The organism is Dactylosporangium sp. McL0621 (assembly GCF_049995355.1).
Classification (GTDB): domain Bacteria; phylum Actinomycetota; class Actinomycetes; order Mycobacteriales; family Micromonosporaceae; genus Dactylosporangium.
In genome coordinates, this window is the sequence record NZ_CP188259.1 from 12100517 (window position 1) to 12120297 (window position 19781).

Here is a 19781-nt window from a genome sequence, read left to right on the forward strand (position 1 = left end):
AGCTACGGCACTTTGGGGCCCGTGAACAGCTGACCGTCCACGTAGGGCCACGAATTGGCGAGGCAGCCCTTCAGCCCGTACGTCTGCTGCATCATGACCGGCGCGGGCTTTCCGGCGGCCGGGCACGCCTCGTGCCCGCGGCCGAGCTCGTGGCCGGTCTCGTGGTTGACGACGTAGGTCTGGTAGTCCGCGACCGGCGCGCCGTAGTCCGGGACGGCCGTGTTCCAGCGGGCCAGGTTGATGATGACCTTGCCGGTGATACGGCAGGAGCTGTACCCGTCCGTGTGCAGCCCCACCGTGGCGCACATCGCCTCGGAGGTGACCGGCGTGGCCAGGAACACGGTGAAGTCGGCGGCGCCCTCGCCCTTGACGCGCTGCAGCCGCAGGTCACCGCCCGCGGTCCAGCCGCGCGGGTCGGCGTAGGTCTTCTCGACGGCGGCGGCGAACGCGTCGGCCGTCAGCCCGGCGCCGTTCTCGACGGCGACACGGTACTTCTTCAGCCCTCCGTTGGCGCCCGCGACGGGTCCGTCGGTCGTCGCGTACGAGAACGTGCCGTCGCCCTTGGCCGCGCCGGCCTCGGGGGGCGGGCTGGCCGGCTGGGAGGGCACGGCGAGCATCGGCGCCTCCTGGCGCGCGGCCGGGTTCGGCTTGCCGTCGGAGTCGGGGCCGGCGAAGAACAGCTGCCGGGTCAGGCCGAGCGCGGCGAGCAGCCCGGCCCCGGCCATCAGACCGGCGATGAGATACCGGCGGCGGCGGGCCTCCATACGCCGGCGATGGCGGGCGGCGCGCACGGCCTCGCGAGCGGCCGTCGGGTCGCTCGGCAGCGGGGCCGGCTCCCGCCGGCGGTCACTGATCAGCCGGCTCACCATCGATGCTCAGCTTGCCATGCGCACCTGCGCGACGCGCGGGCGGACCGTCTCCTGCAACGGGACCGCAACCGGGGCCGCGGCCGCCGCGGCGAGCTCGTCGAGGAGCCCGAAGACGGCGCGGGCCACCGAGCGTGGAACTTCCATCTGCGCGACGTGCCCGACGCCCTCGAGCATCATCAGCCGGCTGTCCGGGATGAGCTGGGCGACCTGCGGGGCGGTGCGGATGTCCACGAGCTTGTCCTGGCGCCCGGCGATGACCAGGGTCGGCGCGGTGATCCGCGCGGCGGCGCGCCAGATGGAGCCCTCCCCCGGCAGGTACGCGCGCAGGAAGCTGCCGACCAGGCCGCGCAGGCTGCCGACGTACGCCTCCGCGTACCACGGCACCTGATGGCGCAGGCGCGCCTCCTCGATCGCCTCCAGCCGCCGCTGCTCGGGGTAGCGGGTCGGGTCGGCGTAGCACGAGTCGATGACCATGTCCGCGAGCACCTCGGGCTCCATGGACGACATGTGCCGCGCGGCGAGCCGGGCCGCGTTGGGCAGCAGGAGCAGCGGTACCACCCGGCCCTGCAGGGAGCGGCGCGGGTCGAGGAACGGCATCGCCGGGGAGATCAGCGTCAGCGAGCGCACCAGGTCGGGGCGGCGGGCGGCGGCCTTGACGATGGCGGCGCCGCCCATCGAGTTGCCGAAGAGGTGGACCGGGCCGCGGTCGCTGTACTCGACCCAGCGGATGACGTGGTCCGCCATCGCGTCGAGGGTGTAGCTGCGGGCCCGGCCGCTGTACCCGAACCCGGGCAGGTCGATCGCCTGCCCGTCGAGCGCGGTGCCGTCCTCGCGGGCGGCCAGGATGCCGGCCAGGTCGGTCCAGTTGGTCGACGAACCGCCGAGTCCGTGCACGTAGACCGCGGGCTCGGCGTTCGGGCGCGCGGACGGGGTGTCGCGGACGAAGGTCACCGATCCGTCGAGCTCGACCTCTCGCCCCGGCCACCGCTCCGGCAGCCGCTCGGATGACGGGACGGTGAACTCTGGGACAAGACTGGCTCGCTTCATTCACCAAGTGTGCCCCGGAACCGGGCCCTACGGCAGCAGAGCCTCCAGACGACGGTTCACCGCAGCCAGCGTGGCGCGCACCACGGCCTGGCGGGAGTCGCCGTCGGCGGAGACCACCGCCGAGCCCGTGAGCTGCTCGACGAAGCCGTCGTACATCAGCAGCAGCACCACGACCGCCACCTCGCAGCCGCCGAGCGCGACCACGGCGGCGTGCTCGATGTAACAGCGGGCGCGCACGCTCGTGTCGGTGTCGATGAGCAACTGGTCGACGGCGGAGGCGGCGGCCAGGGCGGCCAGCTTCAGCATGTACCCGTCGAAGTTCGGGCCGCTCGCCACGCCGATGGCGGGCTGGTTGTCGGCGGTCAGGCGCACCTCGACGGTCGCGTCGATGCCCTGGGTGTTGACGTCCACCGACTCGATGACGACCCGCGGCGAGACGATCGCCCCCGGGTTCGGGATGAGCGCTGGGGCCTTCTTCTCGGTCGACTCGACGGCCGTGCCGGGCTTGCGCGCGCCGCTCACCGGCCGCCGGCGGCGGGTGTCGCGGCCGTACCCGGGCAGGGCGCTGTGCGGCGTGTTGCGCAGGGCGTTCACGGGCGGCCGCGGGGTCATCACCGGGCCGGACGCGGGGGCCGCGGCGGCGTACGGGGCCGGCTCGGGCATGCCGTCGGGCAGCAGCGGGTTCTGCTCGGCGGACAGGCCCATCGTGTCGTTGAGCATCCGCGCGACGATCCGGCTGACCTGCCCGGCGTCGGCCTCGTCGGCGAGCTCCAGGCGCAGAGTGTGCAGGCCGTCGGCGTTCTTGCGCAGGCTGGCCCGGTGTACGCCGCTGACCGTCTGCACGGCCCGCAGGACGCTCTGCACGTCGAAGCCGTCGGGGCGGCTGTCCGGGTCGCCGGGCTCGCCGTCCTCGTCCTCGCGCAGGAAGTTGGTGATCCGCGTGAGCTCGGGGGCGCCGACCGCGGTGGCCGGCGGCTCCCCGGCCGGCACCGGCGGGACGTCGGGCTCGGCGGGAACGCGCTGGGGCAGGTCCGGCGGGTCGTAGGCGGGCTGCTGCATGTCGTCGGCGAACGTCGGCATGATCGGCTCGGCGGCCGACAGCGCGGTGGCCGAGCCCAGCAGGACGGGGGGCAGCGGCCCGACGAGCGGGTCGTTCTCCGGAACGCGCTGGGTGGGCACCTGCTGGGGCTGGGCGGCGGCGGGTGGCGGCGTCGGTACCTGCTCCGGCTGGACGACCGGGTGCTGGCTCGGCGCGGCCCAGTCGAACTCGGGCTGGGCGGGCTCGGGGGCCCAGTGGCGCTGCTCCGCGGGCTGGTACTGCCCGCCGCGGTAGCCCCACTGGTCGGCGACCTGCTGCTCGGCGACGCGGTCGAGCGCGGACGGCGCCTGGCTCTCGTAGGCCGCCGGGCTGGGGTTTTCGTAACCCGGGCTCTCGTACGCCGGGCTGGGGCTCTCGTACGCCGGGCTCGGGCTTTCGTACGCCGGGCTCAGGCTCTCGTACGGCTGGCTCGTGCGCTCGTACGCCCGGCTCTCGCGCTCGTACGTGGGCCGCGTCTCCGGCGGCTGGGCGTCGCGCTCCACGGGCTGGCCGTAGGACGACGGGGTCTCTCGCTCCAGGGGCTGGCCGTAGGACGACGGGGTCTCTCGCTCCAGGGGCTGGCCGTAGGACGACGGGGTCTCTCGCTCCAGGGGCTGGCCGTAGGACGGCGGGGCCTCTCGCTCCAGGGGCTGGCCGTAGGACGGTGGGGCCTCGAGCGCGTAGGACTGCTGGCCGTACGACGGCTGGGCGGACACCGGGCGGCGCAGTTCGCCGGTGTGGTCGGTGGACAGCGCGCCGTACACGGTGCCGGGCGCCGGTGGCGGAACGCTCTTGGTCTCGCCGGTCGGGCTCGAGGTGGGCCAGCCCTGCCCGTCGGGCCCGTAGTGGCCGTAGTGCAGCGTCGAGGTGGGCGGCTGGACCGGCGGCGGGGCGGAGACGGGCGGGCTCATCGGGGCGAGCATGTCGGAGTACGGGCCGCGCACCTCGGCCCGGCCGCGGGGGCCGGCCGGGTTGGTGCCGTTCGCCCCGTTCGTGCCGTTGACGCCGTTCGTGCCGTGCCCGTTCGGCGAGCCGTTGGCTCCGTTGAGGCCGTGGACGTTGACGCCGTTCGAACCCAGGCCGTTGCCGTTGAGGCCGTTGATGTTGAAGGCGCCCGTCACGGAGGCCCGCCCGGCGATCGAGCCGGTGGCCGGCTCGCGCCACGCCGAAACGATGGCTTCGAGCGCGTCGTCGGTCGGTGTTGCCCCGTTGACCTGCCCGTCCGGGTATGCGGAGCGGCCACGCCCCAGGCCCGGGTTCGGACCTAGGTTTCCACCAGGGTATGCACCGCCCGCCTCCGGGCTACCGGCTTGCCCCGTTTCGTCCACCGCACGCTCCTCCGTCGCCCCTAGGTGAGGCTACCGTGTGGGTGGAAAGGGGGTAAGTTGCAATCTCGACCCAAATCCGGATGGTGAACATGACCTCGGCGATGAGCGGCACGCAGGCGGCCGGTCGGCCCGTGCGGCTGCCCCGGTCGGCTCGGCGAAAGCAACTGCTCGCCGCGGCACAGCAGGTGTTCGTGGCACAGGGATACCACGCCGCGGCGATGGACGACATCGCGGAGCGCGCGGGCGTTTCGAAACCTGTCTTGTATCAACATTTCCCGGGCAAGTTGGAGCTGTACCTCGCCCTGCTCGACACCCACTGCGACGCGATGGTCTCGCGGGTGCGCTCGGCGATGGAGGCCACGACCGACAACAAGGACCGGGTGCGGGGCGCGATCCAGGCGTACTTCGACTTCATCGACCACGAGAGTGAAGCCTTCCGGCTGGTCTTCGAGTCCGACCTGCGCAACGACCCCGCCGTGCGCGAGCGTGTGGACCGCGTCGAGACCGGCTGCATCGCCGCCATCACCGACACGATCATGGCCGACACCGGGGTGAGCCGCGCCCGCGCCGAGCTCCTCGCGTCGGGCCTGGTCGGCGCGGCCGAGATCGCGGCGCGCTTCTGGCTGGCCGGAGGCCGCCAGGTGGACAAGGCGGAGGCGGAGAGCCTGCTGACCACATTGTCGTGGCGCGGCATCGCGAGCTTCCCCCTGCACGGCGATCACGCCTGATCGCGTTAATCTTCAACCACACTGGGTGTGCAGGCCGACGCACGGCCGCGCCCGATCAAGGAGGAAGTCGTGGAGGTCAAGATCGGCGTGCAGTACGCGCCTCGGGAGCTGGTGCTGGAGAGCACCCAGTCGCCGTCCGAGGTCGAGTCTGCGGTCACCGACGCGATCAACGGTGGCGATAAAGGTGTTCTGTCCCTGGTCGACGACAAGGGCCGCCGGGTGATCGTGCCGGTCGGCAAGATCGCCTACGTGGAGATCGCCGAAGCATCACCGCGGCCCGTCGGGTTCTCCGCGGCGCGCTGAACCCGTTTCACGAAAGAGGGCTCCCTGATCAGGGGGCCCTTTTCCGTTGCGCTGGACGAAAAGTCACGCACCGCCGGGCCAAACTCTCGCTTCAATCGCACGGCCCGCGCAAACTCTCCACGTGCTGGACCAACTCTCCAGTGCTCCGCGCCGCGGACCGCTTCATGCGCACGGCCTGCGCAAATCCTCGGCCCTTCGGACGAAAAGTCGGGCGCTTCGGGCGCACCGCCTGGCCAAACTCTCCGCGTGCTGGACGAAATGTCGGGCGCTCCGCGCCGCGACATTTCCGACTTATGCCCCGCCAGGCGATAAATGCGATATGTCGTGGCGCGCCAGCGCCCGACATATCGGGCGAACGCTCAGTTGTTGAGGCCAACCGCGCCCATGCGCGCGGTGTGAGCCGTGGTCAGGCGCTTGAGCAGGGCCTGGAAGTCGGTGCCCTGCGTGGCCAGGAGGGTCGCGAACGACGGGCGCTCGCCGGCCACCCGGATCGACTGCGAGATCGCCTCGCCGACCAGGCGGCGCGCCCACATCGAGAGGCGGTTGGCGACCTTGGGGTCGATGGCGATCGCGGCGCGCAGCTCGTCGGCGGCGAAGTCGGCGTGGCGGGAGTCGTGCAGCACGTCGAGGATGAGGTCGCGGTCGGGGGCGCCGAGCACCGCGGCGACCTCGCGAGTGAAGTCGTCGGCGATGCCGTCGCCGACGTAGGCCTTGGTCAGGCCCTCGAGCCAGTCGTTGGGCTCCGTCTGCTCGTGGTAGTCCGACACCGCCTGCACGTAGGGGGCCATGGCCGCCTCGGGGTCGGCGCCCAGCTCGGCGAGGCGGTCGGCCAGGCGGCCGTAGTTGCTGATCTCGCGGGCCGCCATCTCGCTGAGCACGGCGCGGCGGCGCAGGTCGGGGGCCAGGCGGGCGTCGGCGGCCATGCGGTCGAAGGCGACGAGCTCGCCGTACGCGAGCATGCCCAGCAGATCGACGACCGCTGCGGAGTCGTCGGACCGGACGGCCGGGGTGACATCGGACACGTCGGCACAGTACCGCGCCGGATCGCTTGACATGCTCCGCGAGGTGTCGTGAGCGGATCCGGCTTTGTGTCGGTACACTAACAAAGATGGCCCTGGGCGGACCCTAGCTCAGGCATACCGGCGCTTGTAGCCCGCGACCATGGTCAAACGGTCGCGTGTGGCCCGCGCCCTATACCGATCGAGCGCACCCGGAACATCAGGGGCGCTCCCGCGAGAGAGACACCCCGAGCTCAACATGACGATCGACAACACTGAGGCCGCCGAGACAGTGGCCCCCAGCGCGCCTGTGCGCGCCGAATCTCCGACATTCGCCGACCTGGGCGCGCGGCCCGAAACCGTGGCCGCGCTCGAAGCGGTCGGCATCACCCGCGCCTTCGCGATCCAGGAATACGCCGTGCCCATCGCGTTGCGGGGCACCGACCTGATCGGGCAGGCGCCGACCGGTACCGGCAAGACCCTCGGGTTCGGCGTACCGCTGCTGGACCGCGTCACCGCCCCCGGCGAAGGCTCCGACGGGCTGCCGCAGGCGCTCGTCGTCGTGCCGACCCGCGAGCTGGGCCTGCAGGTCGCCCGCGACATCGCGGCGGCCGGCAAGACCCGCGGCGTGCGGGTGTTGCCGCTGTACGGCGGTGTGGCCTACGAGCCGCAGGTCGAGGCGCTGCGCAACGGCGTCGAGATCGTGGTCGGCACGCCCGGCCGCCTGCTCGACATGGCCAAGGGCAAGCACCTGCGCCTGCACGCCGTGCGCGCGCTGGTGCTCGACGAGGCCGACCGCATGCTCGACCTGGGATTCCTCGACGACGTCGAGCGCATCCTGACGCTGCTGCCCGAGGAGCGTCAGACGATGCTCTTCTCGGCGACGATGCCGGACCCGATCGTGACGCTGGCGCGGCGGTTCCTGCGCCACCCGATGACGATCCACGCGCACCACGACGCGAACACCGGGCCCTCGCCGCTGACCAAGCAGTTCGTGTACCGCACCCACCCGCTCAACAAGATCGAGATCGTGGCGCGCATGCTCCAGGCGACCGATCGCGGGCTCACGATGGTCTTCTGCCGCACCAAGCGGGCCGCCGACCGGGTCGCCGAGGACCTGGACTTCCGCGGCTTCGCGGCCGCGGCCGTGCACGGCGACCTGGGCCAGGGCGCCCGCGAGCGGGCCCTGCGCGCGTTCCGGGCCGGCAAGATCGACGTGCTGGTCGCGACCGACGTCGCGGCCCGGGGACTGGACGTCTCGGGCGTCACGCACGTGATCAACTACGACTGCCCGGAGGACCCGGACACGTACACCCACCGCATCGGCCGCACGGGCCGCGCCGGCGCGACAGGCGTCGCGGTGACGTTCGTGGACTGGGAGGACATGCCCCGCTGGCGGATCATCGACAAGAGCCTGGGCATGGAGCTGCCGGAGCCGCCGGAGACGTACCACACCTCGGCGCACCTGCTCACCGACATCATCATCCCCGAGGGCACCACCGGCTCGCTGCCGACGGCCGACCGCAAGCGCGCGGGTCTGTCGGCGGAGAAGCTGGAGGACATCGAGGGCAAGCCGCGCGGGCGGGGGCGCACCACAGGCTCCACCCGTGGGCGCGGGCGCTCGTCCGGCTCCACGGCGGCCGCTCCCGAGGCCGCGGAGTCGACGGAGCCGCGCCGGCAGCGCCAGCGGCGCCGCCGGGGCGAGGTGGACGCGGCCGAGCACGCCGAGACCACGACCGGGTCGGCTCCTTCGGCCGCCGCCGCCAATGACGGCGGGGCCGTGGTCGCGACGGCGGACGAGGGCGGGGCCGGGCGCGCCCGGCGTCGTCGGCGCCGGGGCGGGCGTGGGCGCGGCGGGAACGGCGAAGGCGCCGAGAGCGCGGCCGAGTAACCAGCAGGCATTCGGCGAGAGGGCGGGTCCGGACGGGCCCGCCCTCTTGCGTAGCTACTTCACGTCGACCGTGAACTCCGCGCGGTGGACGGCGCCGGACTTCTGGAACTCGAAGTACAGCCGGTAGCGGCCCGGGCTGGGGGCGGACAGCCAGAACTTGACCGCGCCGCCCGACAGCTGGTCCTCGGGGTGGACGTGCAGGTAGCCGAGGTCGCCGTCGCGGACGACGACCAGGTGGCCGTACGCCGCCAGGTAGCGCTCCAAATCGGTGACCGGGGCGCCGCCGGCGAAGACGCGGAAGCTCAGGGGCTGGGTGGCGTTGGCCTGCGGCGTGCCCTCGTAGGTGACCTTGAAGGCGTCGGCGTCGGCCTCGCGCGCGGCCGGCGGGAGCGGGGCCGGGCTGTAGGCGCCCGCCACCGTGGCGTCGATCGCGAGGGTGAGCGGGACCTGCTGGCCGGTCGGGTCCAGGGTCACGAAGTCGGTGTACAGCCGCCAGATGCCGGGACTCGGCAGGGTCAGCGGGATCGACCACGTGCCGTCCGCCGCCATCTCCGGGTGCAGGTGCTGGAAGCCCGACAGGTCGTGCCGGACGGCGACGAAGTGCAGCAGCTTGTCGTGGTTGGGTACGAACTTGGTGACCGGCTTGCCGCCCTGGGCCAGGATCTTGAAGGCGAAGGTACGACCGACGCCCGCCTGGAAGATCGGGGGCTCGGCCGGGGCCAGGGTGAAGCCGCCTGCGCTCAGCGAGAAGCCGCCCAGGTCGCCGGTGACCGCGCCGCCGTGGGAGTGCGACGGGATCGTCGTCGGATCGGACGTGGCCGCCGAGCTGGCCTGCGGCGCCGCCGCCCGGGCGATGCCGAAGCCCAGGAGCAGGGCCGCGACCAGCCCGGCCGCCACGAACGGTCCCTTGAGCACCATGCGAGCCACCCTACCGGGGGAAGATACGTCACGTTTGTCCAAATTGCGACGTTAGTGACACGTGGGGTTTTGTCGCAAGAACTTGCGCAGCGCCGCATGTCTGGTCGTCGCGGGACTCATTCTCCCGGCGGCGCCCGGGACCGGGCACGCGGATCCCGCCGCGGACCGGCAACGGCTGCTCGCCAACGCCTGGCAGGAGCTCGAGGGAGTCATCGAACGGTACAACGCCGTCCGGGACGACCTGCGGGCCACCGACACTCGACTCGAAGAGGTGAACTCGCGCCTGGGGCCGCTGCAGGCCCAGGTCGACGCCGCCCAGCGGGAGACCGATGCGCAGGCCGCCGCGCTGTACCGCAGTGGCGCCATCGGCTCGACCGCCGTAATCATCTCCGCCGCGTCGCCCGAGGCCTGGATGGACCAGCTGGCCACGCTGGACCAGATCTCGCGCCGGCGCGTGGGCGCACTGCGGGCGCTGCGGTCCGCGCAGGACGAGCTGAGCTCGCGCCGGACCGAGCTGGCGGCGCTGCAGCAACAGCAGCGCACGCAGTCGGCCGAGCTGGGCCGGCGCAAGGCCGCGATCGAGGCCCAGCTGCGGCGGCTCGGCGGCGCGCGGGCGGCGCGGGCGGCGCGGGCGGCGCGGGCGGCGCGGGCGGCGCGGGCGCCCTGCACGACGGCTATGTGCCCGCCTTCACCGACGACGCGGCCGGGCGCGCGGTCAAGTTCGCGTTCTCCCAGCTCGGCAAGGTGTACCGGTGGGGGCCGACGGGCCGAACACCTTCGACTGCTCGGGGCTCACGATGGCCGCCTGGAAGACCGCGGGAGTCGTACTTCCACACAATGCCGCCCGCCAGAAGCAGACGGTCCGGCCCATCACACGGGCCGAGCTGACCCCCGGCGACCTGGTCTTCTACTACAGGGACGTGAGCCACGTCGGGATCTACATCGGCGACGGGCGCGTGATCGAGGCGCCCCGAGCCGGTGAACGTATCTCAATGCGACTGGTCGACTACGCTCCGGTGGCCGGATACGGGCGGCCATTGTGATCGACTCGGTTTTTGTCAGACCCCTCGGCTAGCGTCGGCAACGTGCGACACGAAGCCGAAGTAACACTCAAGAAGCTCGCCGGACCCAGCGCTGAACTGCGCGAAGATCAGTGGACGGCCATCGAGGCGCTCGTGGCCCAGCACCGCCGGGTGCTCTGCGTGCAGCGCACCGGGTGGGGCAAGTCGGCGGTGTACTTCGTCGCGACCGCCCTGCTGCGGGCGCGCGGCGCCGGGCCCACGGTGATCGTGTCGCCGCTGCTCGCGCTCATGCGCAACCAGGTCGACGCGGCCGCCCGGGCCGGCATCGCGGCCCGCACCATCAACTCCGCGAACCTCGAGGAGTGGGACGCGATCACCGCCGAGATCGCGGCCGGCTCGATCGACGTGCTGCTGGTCAGCCCGGAGCGGCTCAACAACCCGGCGTTCCGCGACGACGTGCTGCCCAAGCTCGCCGCGACGGCCGGGCTGCTCGTGGTCGACGAGGCGCACTGCGTCTCCGACTGGGGCCACGACTTCCGGCCCGACTACCGGCGCCTGCGCACGCTGCTGCTCGACCTGGCCCCCGGCACGCCGGTGCTGGCGACCACGGCCACCGCCAACTCCCGCGTCACCGCGGACGTCGCCGAGCAGCTGGGCGACGCGTTGGTACTGCGGGGATCGCTCGACCGCGAGTCCCTGCGCATGGGCTCGCTCACGCTGCCCTCGCCGTCGCACCGGCTCGCCTGGCTCGGCGAGCACCTGCGCGACCTGCCCGGCTCGGGGATCATCTACACGCTGACCGTCGCCGGCGCGCACGAGACGGCCGCGTTCCTGCGCTCGCAGGGGTACGACGTCGCGGCGTACACGGGCAAGAGCGAGGACGCGGACCGCCGCGACGCCGAGGCCGACCTGCTCGGCAACCGCATCAAGGCGCTCGTGGCCACGTCGGCGCTGGGGATGGGGTTCGACAAGCCCGACCTCGGGTTCGTGGTGCACCTGGGCGCGCCGTCGTCGCCGATCGCGTACTACCAGCAGGTGGGCCGGGCCGGGCGCGCCGTGGAGAAGGCCGACGTGCTGCTGCTGCCGGGCAAGGAGGACGCGGACATCTGGCGGTACTTCGCCTCGCTCGCCTTCCCGCCCGAGCACCAGGTGCGCGCCGTCATCGACGTGCTCGCCGCCTCGGGGCGGCCGCTGTCCATCCAGGCGCTGGAGCCGCGGGTCGAGCTGCGGCGGGGGCGCCTCGAGCTGATGCTCAAGGTGCTCGACGTCGACGGGGCGGTCCGGCGCGTGCGGGGCGGCGGCTGGGAGGCGACGGGGGCCGAGTGGCGGCACGACACCGAGCGATACGCGCGCATCGCCGCCGCGCGGGAGGCGGAGCAGGAGGCGATGCGGCAGTACGCGGCGCTGACCTCCTGCCGGCTGGAGTTCCTGCGCCGGCAGCTCGACGACCCGGAGGCGGCGCCGTGCGGGCGGTGCGACGGTTGCGCGGGGGCCTGGTACGCGACGGAGGTCTCCCCCGAGGCCCTGGACGCCGCCCGCGCCCACCTCGGCCGCGCCGGCGTCGAGATCGCGCCGCGCAAGCTGTGGCCGACGGGCCTGCCCACGGTCGGCGTGCCGCTGAGCGGCAAGATCCCGGCGGGCGAGCAGTCGCTGCCGGGCCGCGCGATCGGCCGGCTGAGCGACCTGGGCTGGGGCGAGCGCCTGCGCGCGGTGCTCACCGGCCCCGACGGCCCGCTGCCGGACGAGCTCTTCAACGGCGTCGTGGCGACCCTGGCCGAGTGGGCCAAGGGCGACGCGCGGTGGGAGCAGCGCCCGGCGGGGGTCGTGGTGCTCGGGTCACAGCACGCGCCGGAGCTCGTGGCGTCCCTGGGCGCGCGGATCGCCGCTGTGGGCCGGCTGCCGCTGCTCGGAACGATCCCGGCCGCCCGCTCGACGGACACGGCCTCGCGGACGAACAGCGCGCAGCGGGTGCGGGCGCTGTACGGCGGGTTCGAGGTCCCGGCGGACCTGGCCGCGGCGGTGCGGTCCTTGGACGGCCCGGTGCTGCTGGTCGACGACGTGGTAGACAGCGGCTGGACGATGGCCCTGGCGGCGCGGGCCTTGCGGCAGGCGGGGGCGCCGGGGGTGCTGCCGTTCGCGTTGGCCCTGACCGCCTGACCGCGAACGGCCTGACCGCGGACCGCCTGGCGGGGCTGCACACGCACCGCCTGGCGGGGCTGCACACGCACCGCCTGGCGGGGCTGCACACGCACCGCCTGGCGGGGCTGCACACGCACCGCCTGGCGGGGCTGCACACGCACCGCCTGGCGGGGCTGCACACGCACCGCCTGGCGGGGCTGCACACGCACCGCCTGGCGGGGCTGCACACGCACCGCCTGGCGGGGCTGCACACGCACCGCCTGGCGGGGCTGCACACGCACCGCCTGGCGGGGCTGCACACGCACCGCCTGGCGGGGCTGCACACGCACCGCCTGGCGGGGCTGCACACGCACCGCGCGCCTGGCGGGGCGCAGACAGCGGACCGCACGCCGGGCAGGCCGCGCTCGCCGCAGGCCGCGCTCGCCGCAGGCCGCGCTCGCCGCAGGCCGCGCTCGCCGCAGGCCGCGCTCGCCGCAGGCCGCGCTCGCCGCAAGCCGCGCTCGCCGCAAGCCGCGCTCGCCCTGCGGCGAGCCGCCGTGGAGCTGCCGTGCGCAGATTCCTTCAACGGCGGCCTCGCGCTGGTGCGGGCGGTCGTGCCATGAGCCAGGAATGCGTTCGCCGGTGGGCGCGGAATCGTCGGCGACGGCCCGCGCCGGGGAAAGCGATCGCCCGGTCGACGGTGTTGTACGTCAGGACGGTCTGCGTTTCCAGGAAGCCTTCAGTGAAGCGGGAAGTCCCTGCTGAGGCGTGGGAGTCAGTCGACCAGGCGGAGGGCGACCGTGGGGGCGTCGAGCAGTACCGAGGCCGGTTCCGAGCCGACGATCGTCTGCAGGCGGTGGTCGCCCACCACCAGTTCGACGCCCGTGTAGAGCTCGATCGAGTCCCAGCCGTTGAGCTGGTACGACTTGCGGTAGATGCGCTCCGTCTCCTCCTTGATGTCCGGGGACGAGCGCTTCCAGATCACGGTGCCGTTCTCGCTGGTGTCGGTCACCTGCAGGTGGCCCGACTGCACCTCCAGTTTTACGTGTTCCTTCGCGATCCAGGCGGCCGCGGCCTCGTGCAGCCAGGTTGCCACCGAGATGTCATCCGGGTCTGCCGGGTCCTTGCCGACCGTTACCGGGTGGTCGGTGCTCACCACGAAACGGCGGCGGGCCAGGTCGTCCACCACGACGGCCACCGCGAACGCCGAGGGGCGGGGGCCGATGTCCTTCACCGCCTCGCCGTGGCGGGGGCAGGCGGGCAGGCCCGCTCGCATGCGCGGGACCGGCTGGCCGATGCGGCGGGACGGGCCGAACGCCGGGCAGTCCGGCACCTTGCAGCGCCACTCCCGGGCCATCAGGGAAGCGCCCACGCCGCTCGGGTCGGCCCTCGTGAAGCGGCGGCGGACCACGCGGGTGCGGCCGAACTTCTGGGCGCCCCTCGCGGTGAAGGACTGCACGCCGTCCGGGCGGCCGCCCTTCGGCTCCTCAGGGGAAGGCGAAGCAGCAGGCGAAGGTGACGGCGACGGGGTAGAGGGAGCGGCGGAGGACGAGGAGGCCTCCGGAGGCGGGGGATCGGACGCCTCGGAGTCGGGGGGCTCCGGCGTGGGCGCGGGCTCCGGCTCGGCCATCTCCTTCTCCGTCGCCGGCTCGTTCGGGTCCGGCGGGACGATCGGCAGGGTCGCCTTGCCCACCACGACCAGGCGTTCCTTGCCGTCCTTCGGCGGTGTCGGCTCGCCGCCGGGGGTCAGGACCGCGCCGCCGGCTCTCGGGGTCAGGCGCAGGAGTCGCTCGGGGCTGTCGGTGATCCACGGGAAGCGGGCCGCCTGCTGTGGAAGGTCGCGCACCACGATCAGGGGCAGGCCCGTGAAGTCGGCGATCTCGGCGGGGCGGTCGGCTACGACCGGGGTCACCTCGATCAGGCCGTCGTCGGCCCAGCGGCCCAGGACCATGCGCTCCTTCGACGTCAGCGCGGCCTCCGAGAGGACCTCGCGGCCCGCGACCGGGTACAGCATCGCGCCCGCGTCGATCAGGTAGCGGCTCAGGGCGTCGACCACCATGCCCAGGCGCAGCAGGTTGATGGGGCGGCCGCCGTCCAGCGCCACGAACCGGGCGACCTCCGCCAGGTCGACCACGGCCTGCGCCAAGGTCACGTCCGTGGTCAGCCGCTGCTCGATCGTGTCCATGACCCGGCTGATCTCGAACCGCACGGCGCCTCCTACCTTCGACCCCAACACCCTACGGCGAGGCGGGCCGCGGATATACGGGACGCCACGAGGATCAGACTTGTGTACCAGTCAGGAAGGTTGCACGCCATAACCTACAAAACGACGATCAAGCTACGAAAGGGTCAGTCGTCCGCCTTGTCCTTCTTCTCGCCGTCCTTCTTCGGAGGCTTTCCGGGGCTCTTCACGACGGGAGCCTTCGGCCCGGCAGCCGGAGGCCCGCCGGCGGGAGGGGTGGCGGCGGGAGGGGTGGCGGCCGGAGCGGTGGCGGCCGGAGGAGACGCCACGACCTGGGCCGCCGGGACCACCAGCACCGAGCGGCACCCGGCCCCGTTCAGCGCGAAGTCCGTCGGCAACGCGGACGTGTCGCGGTAGGCCCCCACGATCGGGAAGTCGGCGCCCGAGGAAAGGTCAGTGGCCAGGTCCGAGCCGGCGAGCATCACCGTCGGGCCGTCCTGGTGCCAGGTGGCGCCGTCGATCGCGCCGATCGCCTGGCCGTCCGCGAGCCGGAACGTGAGGCTCCAGGCGCCGGTGCCGCCCTCCGTCTTCAGCCGCAGGTCGGCGTTGAAGGCGCCGGCCTGCTCGGTGCGGACCGTGTACTCCACGGCGCAGTCGACCGGCGGCGGGGCCGCGGCGGTGCCCGCGGCGGGATGCACGTTCTCGGCGGCGTTGCCCGAGGCGGACATGGCCAGGACACCGACGGCCGCGGCGGCCACGACGCCGCCCACCACCACCCGGCCGCGCAGGTGGCGCGGGACGGCGGCGACCCAGCGCGTCGGCTCCAGGTCCGGCGCGTCCGGGGCGCCGGAGGGCAGCGCGGCCGAGCTGAAGCCGGCCAGGAGTGCGGCCATCTCCGCGGCGGACGGGCGGTTCTCGGGCGCCTTGGCCAGGCAGCGGTGGATCGCCGCGGCGATCGGCGCGTCGACCAGGCCGGCCGGCAGCGGGGCCGGGCGCGTGCGGCGGTGGGCCTCGAGCACCATGGTGGTCCCGGTGGTGGCCTCGGGCCAGGGGAAACGGCCGGCGAGGGCGCGGTACAGCAGCAGCCCCAGGGCATAGACGTCGGTCGCGGCGGTGGTGGGCAGCCCGCGGATGCGCTCCGGGGCCAGGTAGGCGGGGGTGCCGAGGATCTGCCCGGTCTTGTCGCTGTGGTCGCCGGCGACCGCGGAGATGCCGAAGTCGACGAGCTTGGACCCGTCGTCGGTGAGCATCACGTTGGCCGGCTTGACGTCACGGTGGACGAGCCCGCGCGCGTGCACGGCGGCGAGCGCGCCCGCCAGCTCGGCGCCGAGGCGCAGGACGGCGGCGGGCGGCAGCGGGCCGGCCTCCTCCAGCGAGCGGCCGGTGACGAGCTCCATCACGACGTACGGCGCGCCGTCGGGGCCGTGGCCGAAGTCGTGCACCTGCGCGATGTGCGGATGACTGAGCAGGGCGGCGGCGCGGGCCTCGGCCTGGATGCGCCGGCGCGAGTCGGGATCGTCGAGCAGCTTGGGGGCGAGCAGCTTGACCGCGACCGGGCGCTCGAGGATCTCGTCGAAGGCGCGCCAGACCACGGACATGCCGCCGGTGCCGAGGGGTTCGATCAGCCGGTACCGGTCCACGCCAAAGTCATGCCCAGATTCACCTCCGCCACACCCAACTCACCCGCCCGAAGTGCGCCGTGGGCCTCGAGGAGCGCGAGGGCGGGCTCGATCTTCTCGTACAAAAGCAGTACGACATCACCCGGACGGGCGAGCGCCAGGGCCGCCGGCACCGCCTCGTCGATCGTGCGCACCTCGACGCAGGCGGCTTCCGGCGCGACCCGTGCCAGCTCCTCGCGGACGATCCCGGGCACCTCCCCCGGGGCCCGGCCGCGCCGGTCGCCGTCCTCGTAGAGCACGACCCGGCCGAAGCGGGCCCCGACCGCCGCCGCGGACTCGCGCAGCAGGTCGTCGCGGCGGTCGCCGGGCAGGGTGACCGCCGCGACCGCCCGCTCGCAGCCCCAGACCCGCTCGACCAGGTCGCTCACGGCGGCGATGGCGGCCGCGTTGTGCGCGTAGTCCACGAGCACGTCGACCTCGCCGCAGCGCAGCAGCGTCCCGCGGCCCGGGTTGTCGGCGAAGCTGCGCAGCCGGTCGGCGACCCGCGCGGTGGTCACGCCGAGCACGCGGGCCGCGGCCGTGGCGGCGAGCGCGTTGGCGATCAGGTGCCGGGCCGCGCCGCCGAACCCGCCGCCGAGCTGGTGCGCGGCCAGCAGCGGCACCCACCGCCGGTCGGACAGCTCGACCAGCCAGCCGTCGGCGAGCAGGTACGCCCGGCCGCCGGAGTCCCAGTGCCGGCGCACGAGCGGGTTGCGCGGGTCGAGCGAGCACCAGATGATCTCGCGGCCGGGGAACTCCAGCTCGCGGCTGCGGGGGTCGTCGGCGTTGAGCACGACCACGCCGCCGTCGCGCACCCGCTCCGCCACGACCGACTTGAGGTCGACGAGCTCGTCGACGCTCTCGATGCCGTCCTGGCCGAGGTGGTCCGAGCAGAGGTTCGTGATGATCCCGACGTCGCTCCAGTCGTACCCGAGCCCCTGACGCAGCAGCCCGCCGCGCGCGGTCTCCAGCACGGCCGCGTCGACGGTCGGGTCGCCGAGCACCACGCGGGCTGAGCGCGGTCCGGTGGCATCGGCGCGCTGGATGAGCCGCCCGCCCACGACCACGCCGTCGGTCGTGGTCAGGCCGACGCGCAGCCCGGCCCCGGCGAGCAGGTGCGCGGTCAGCCGGGCCACCGTCGTCTTGCCGTTGGTGCCGGTGATGGCCACGATCGGGATCCGCGACGGCGTCCCGGCCGGGTAGAGCGCGTCGACTATCGCGGCCCCGACGTCGTGCTGCTCCAGGTGCATGCGCAGCCCGGGCGCGGCGTTGACCTCGATGACCCCGCCCCGGCGCAGGGACAGCTCCTCGGCGATGTCGGGCAGCCGCAGGTCGATCCCGGCGATGTCCAGCCCGACGAGGCCGGCGACCCGGCGGCACAGGTCGGCGACCGAGGGGTGCACGAGCTTCGTCACGTCGACGCTGGTACCGCCGGTGGAGAGGTTGGCGTTGTCGCGCAGCCACACCGTCCGCCCGGCCTCGGGCACGTCGCCCACCGCGAGCCCCTGGCGGTGCAGCAGCGTGTGGGCGACCTCGTCGACCGCGAGCCGGGTGAGCGCGCGGCCGTGCCCGACCCCGCGGCGGGGGTCCTCGTTCGCGCGGGCGACGAGCCCGGCGACGTCGGTCCGGCCGTCGCCGATGACGTGCGCGGCGACCCGCTCGGCGGCGGCCACGATCTCGCCGCCGACGGTCAGCACACGGTAGTCGCGGCCGTCGACCTGCCGCTCGACGACGGCCTCGCTGCCGTCCGCGGTCGCGGCCGCGAAGGCGGACCGGACCGCGTCCGGGGTCTCGACGCCGAGGTACACGTGCCGCCCCTGCCGCCCGCCGCGTGGCTTGACCACGACCGGCGGCCCGAGCTCCGCGAACAGCTCCAGGGCCTCCTCCGCCGTGGTGGCCGGGCCGCCGTCGGCGACCGGGATGCCGGCCTCTTCGAGCAGGCGGCGGGTGAGCTCCTTGTCCCCGGCGATGTCGACGCCGATGGCCGACGTCTGGTCGGTGAGCGCGGCCCAGACCAGCCGCCGGTGGCGGCCGTAGCCCAGCCGCAGCAGGCTGAGGTCGCCGATGCGCTCGACCGGGATGTTGCGCGCGCGGGCGGCGTCGGCGATCGACCGGGTCGACGGGCCCGGTTTTTCGCGTTCGTACCGTCGCGACAGCTCGGCGAGATCGAGCGCCGGGGGTTCCTGGCCGCGGGTGAGCGGTACGACCAGACCTATCGCTTTTTGCAGTAATTTTTCCGACATCTCGGAGTCCAGCGGCTCGTCGACCGGGCACTCCATGATCACGTCGAACGCCGCCGGGTCCTCCGTGCCGACCGTGCGGCCGAAGCTGACCTCGCGCCCGATGAGGTTGGACAGCTCGATCGCGACGTGCTCGGCGGTGTGCCCGAAGTAGGTGCCTCCGTGCAGCCGCGCGACGAACCCGCCCGGCGCCCCCGCCGCGCAGTGGTGCTCGGCCAGCCCCGGCAGCAGTTCCAGCAGGCGCTCGGGCAGCCCGGGGAAGTCGCAGGTCTCGCGGCCGGTGAGCCCGTCGAGCAGCACCCGGGTCACCTGGACCGGGCGCGCGACGTACCGGTTGGGCCCGCGCAGGCGGCGGCTGCTCTCAATGCGCATTGTCCTCTTCCGCTCTCCTCATCGGGGACCGCTCGGTCAGGTTGAACCGGTGCCCGGCCGGCAGGACGTGCAGTTGGGCGCCCCACAGCGCGATCGGGCCGCCGGCCTCCCCGGCGAAACCGGGCGAGGGGCAGTGGATGTCGCGCGCCTGGCCGGCGTCGATCACCGTGACGGTGCCGCGGCCGAGGACCTCGAAGATCTCGCCCTCGACGAGGATGGCGGTGTTCTCGTCGATGCCGAGGCCGAGCTCGTGCGGAAACATGGCGATGGCGCTGAGCAGCCGGTTGAGCCGCCCGCGCTCGGCGAAGTGCATGTCGATGAGCACGCCGGGCAGGAACTCCATGCCGGGGCCGGTCCGCACGCTGGTCGTGCTCACCGAGGCGACGCTCCCGCCGAGGATCATGGTGCTGGACATCATCGCGGCGCCCGCGCTCGTGCCGGCCAGGATCAGGCCCTCGGCCAGCCGGGTGTGCAGCGCCGAGTCGACCTTGGAGCCGCCGACCACGGTGGTGATGCGCAGCTGGTCGCCGCCGGTGAAGAAGACGCCGGTGGCGCGCTCGATCGCGGCCACGGCCAGCTCGCCGTTGGCGTCCTCGCGCGACCCGAGGCGCAGCGCCGTGACGCGCGCGGCCCCGAGCCGGTGGAAGACCTCGGCGTACTCCTTCTCCCGTTGCCCGGGGCTCTCGCTCGCCGTGGCGATCACGACGAGGTGCGCGTCGTGCCCGCCCGCGAGCAGCACGAAGCGCTCGAGGATCTCGTCATCGCCGGCGTCATGGCTTTCGGCGCCCCCGATGACGAGCAGTTTTCCCGCCATCCCACCTCCACCCACCATCTTGCAAACCGGGGGTGCCGGGCGTCCGTCGTTTGCCCCGATCCGGGTTTCGAAAATGTTCGAGTGTTGGTCGGCGATGTGCCCCGAACGCCATTGCGCATCGAACATCGTCTCATTACAGTGAGCGCCACTAGGTGCATATGAAACGTTTTAATGAAACGTTTCACGAATTAGGGAGCCCGCCATGCCCCTGCACA

At 73.4% G+C, this 19781-nt stretch carries 14 protein-coding genes; 5 read left to right on the top strand and 9 right to left on the bottom strand.

The features are described 5' to 3' along the window. Nucleotides 1-2 precede the first annotated feature (2 nt). The 3 genes from ACPPVO_RS57440 to ACPPVO_RS57450 are packed head-to-tail and all read right to left on the bottom strand — an operon-like array spanning nucleotide 3 to nucleotide 4322. Nucleotides 3-869 (bottom strand): DUF3152 domain-containing protein, encoded by an 867-nt coding sequence (locus tag ACPPVO_RS57440; protein WP_426508178.1) that lies wholly within the window; start codon nucleotides 867-869, stop codon nucleotides 3-5. Nucleotides 870-875: 6 nt separating this feature from the next. Continuing rightward, complete coding sequence (locus ACPPVO_RS57445; protein ID WP_426508180.1) at nucleotides 876-1916, bottom strand: alpha/beta fold hydrolase; 1041 nt, start codon at nucleotides 1914-1916, stop codon at nucleotides 876-878. 27 nt (nucleotides 1917-1943) lie between these two features. Next, nucleotides 1944-4322 (bottom strand): hypothetical protein, encoded by a 2379-nt coding sequence (locus tag ACPPVO_RS57450; protein WP_426508181.1) that lies wholly within the window; start codon nucleotides 4320-4322, stop codon nucleotides 1944-1946. 89 nt (nucleotides 4323-4411) lie between these two features. Between ACPPVO_RS57450 and ACPPVO_RS57455 the strand changes: the two genes are divergently transcribed. Both ACPPVO_RS57455 and ACPPVO_RS57460 read left to right on the top strand, forming a co-directional pair. Next, a complete protein-coding gene (locus tag ACPPVO_RS57455) occupies nucleotides 4412-5050 on the top strand; it encodes a TetR/AcrR family transcriptional regulator (protein WP_360374780.1) in 639 nt (212 codons plus the stop codon). Between the two features lie 69 nt (nucleotides 5051-5119). After that, nucleotides 5120-5353 carry a DUF3107 domain-containing protein gene (locus ACPPVO_RS57460; protein ID WP_426508183.1) on the top strand — a complete coding sequence of 78 codons (234 nt, stop codon included), beginning with the start codon at nucleotides 5120-5122 and terminating at the stop codon, nucleotides 5351-5353. Nucleotides 5354-5712: 359 nt separating this feature from the next. On the opposite strand, the gene ACPPVO_RS57465 is transcribed toward ACPPVO_RS57460, so the two are convergent. Next, nucleotides 5713-6375, bottom strand: coding sequence for a ferritin-like fold-containing protein (locus ACPPVO_RS57465; RefSeq protein WP_426508184.1), 663 nt, complete (start codon nucleotides 6373-6375; stop codon nucleotides 5713-5715). Between the two features lie 235 nt (nucleotides 6376-6610). Here ACPPVO_RS57465 and ACPPVO_RS57470 point away from each other — a divergent pair, with 235 nt between their 5' ends. Further along, the gene (locus ACPPVO_RS57470; protein WP_426508186.1) at nucleotides 6611-8242 is read left to right on the top strand and encodes a DEAD/DEAH box helicase; all 1632 of its coding nucleotides are present in this window, start codon (nucleotides 6611-6613) and stop codon (nucleotides 8240-8242) included. Between the two features lie 54 nt (nucleotides 8243-8296). On the opposite strand, the gene ACPPVO_RS57475 is transcribed toward ACPPVO_RS57470, so the two are convergent. After that, nucleotides 8297-9160 (bottom strand): hypothetical protein, encoded by an 864-nt coding sequence (locus tag ACPPVO_RS57475; RefSeq protein WP_426508188.1) that lies wholly within the window; start codon nucleotides 9158-9160, stop codon nucleotides 8297-8299. Nucleotides 9161-9912: 752 nt separating this feature from the next. On the opposite strand from ACPPVO_RS57475, the gene ACPPVO_RS57480 reads away from it, so the two are divergent. Next, the gene (locus ACPPVO_RS57480; RefSeq protein ID WP_426508189.1) at nucleotides 9913-10203 is read left to right on the top strand and encodes a C40 family peptidase; all 291 of its coding nucleotides are present in this window, start codon (nucleotides 9913-9915) and stop codon (nucleotides 10201-10203) included. Nucleotides 10204-10245: 42 nt separating this feature from the next. Next, the gene (locus ACPPVO_RS57485) at nucleotides 10246-12339 is read left to right on the top strand and encodes a RecQ family ATP-dependent DNA helicase (RefSeq protein WP_426508191.1); all 2094 of its coding nucleotides are present in this window, start codon (nucleotides 10246-10248) and stop codon (nucleotides 12337-12339) included. 736 nt (nucleotides 12340-13075) lie between these two features. On the opposite strand, the gene ACPPVO_RS57490 is transcribed toward ACPPVO_RS57485, so the two are convergent. The 4 genes from ACPPVO_RS57490 to ACPPVO_RS57505 all read right to left on the bottom strand — a co-directional run bounded on the left by ACPPVO_RS57490 (nucleotide 13076) and on the right by ACPPVO_RS57505 (nucleotide 19566). After that, nucleotides 13076-14509, bottom strand: coding sequence for a hypothetical protein (locus tag ACPPVO_RS57490; protein ID WP_426508193.1), 1434 nt, complete (start codon nucleotides 14507-14509; stop codon nucleotides 13076-13078). Nucleotides 14510-14649: 140 nt separating this feature from the next. Then, a complete protein-coding gene (locus ACPPVO_RS57495; protein ID WP_426508194.1) occupies nucleotides 14650-16122 on the bottom strand; it encodes a protein kinase domain-containing protein in 1473 nt (490 codons plus the stop codon). Further along, entirely contained in the window at nucleotides 16104-18752 is a 2649-nt protein-coding gene (gene cphA / locus ACPPVO_RS57500) for a cyanophycin synthetase (protein ID WP_426508196.1), read from the bottom strand. The genes ACPPVO_RS57495 and cphA overlap by 19 nt, the downstream gene beginning before the upstream one ends. After that, nucleotides 18742-19566, bottom strand: coding sequence for a cyanophycinase (locus ACPPVO_RS57505; protein WP_426508197.1), 825 nt, complete (start codon nucleotides 19564-19566; stop codon nucleotides 18742-18744). The genes cphA and ACPPVO_RS57505 overlap by 11 nt, the downstream gene beginning before the upstream one ends. Nucleotides 19567-19781: the final 215 nt, after the last annotated feature.

What these genes read in the sequence shown, in the direction of transcription:
- ACPPVO_RS57440 (WP_426508178.1), bottom strand. Translation starts at nt 869, where the DNA reads ATGGTGAGCCGGCTGATCAGTGACCGCCGGCGGGAGCCGGCCCCGCTG.
- ACPPVO_RS57445 (WP_426508180.1), bottom strand. Translation starts at nt 1,916, where the DNA reads ATGAAGCGAGCCAGTCTTGTCCCAGAGTTCACCGTCCCGTCATCCGAG.
- ACPPVO_RS57455 (WP_360374780.1), top strand. Translation starts at nt 4,412, where the DNA reads ATGACCTCGGCGATGAGCGGCACGCAGGCGGCCGGTCGGCCCGTGCGG.
- ACPPVO_RS57470 (WP_426508186.1), top strand. Translation starts at nt 6,611, where the DNA reads ATGACGATCGACAACACTGAGGCCGCCGAGACAGTGGCCCCCAGCGCG.
- ACPPVO_RS57475 (WP_426508188.1), bottom strand. Translation starts at nt 9,160, where the DNA reads ATGGTGCTCAAGGGACCGTTCGTGGCGGCCGGGCTGGTCGCGGCCCTG.
- cphA (WP_426508196.1), bottom strand. Translation starts at nt 18,752, where the DNA reads ATGCGCATTGAGAGCAGCCGCCGCCTGCGCGGGCCCAACCGGTACGTC.
- ACPPVO_RS57505 (WP_426508197.1), bottom strand. Translation starts at nt 19,566, where the DNA reads ATGGCGGGAAAACTGCTCGTCATCGGGGGCGCCGAAAGCCATGACGCC.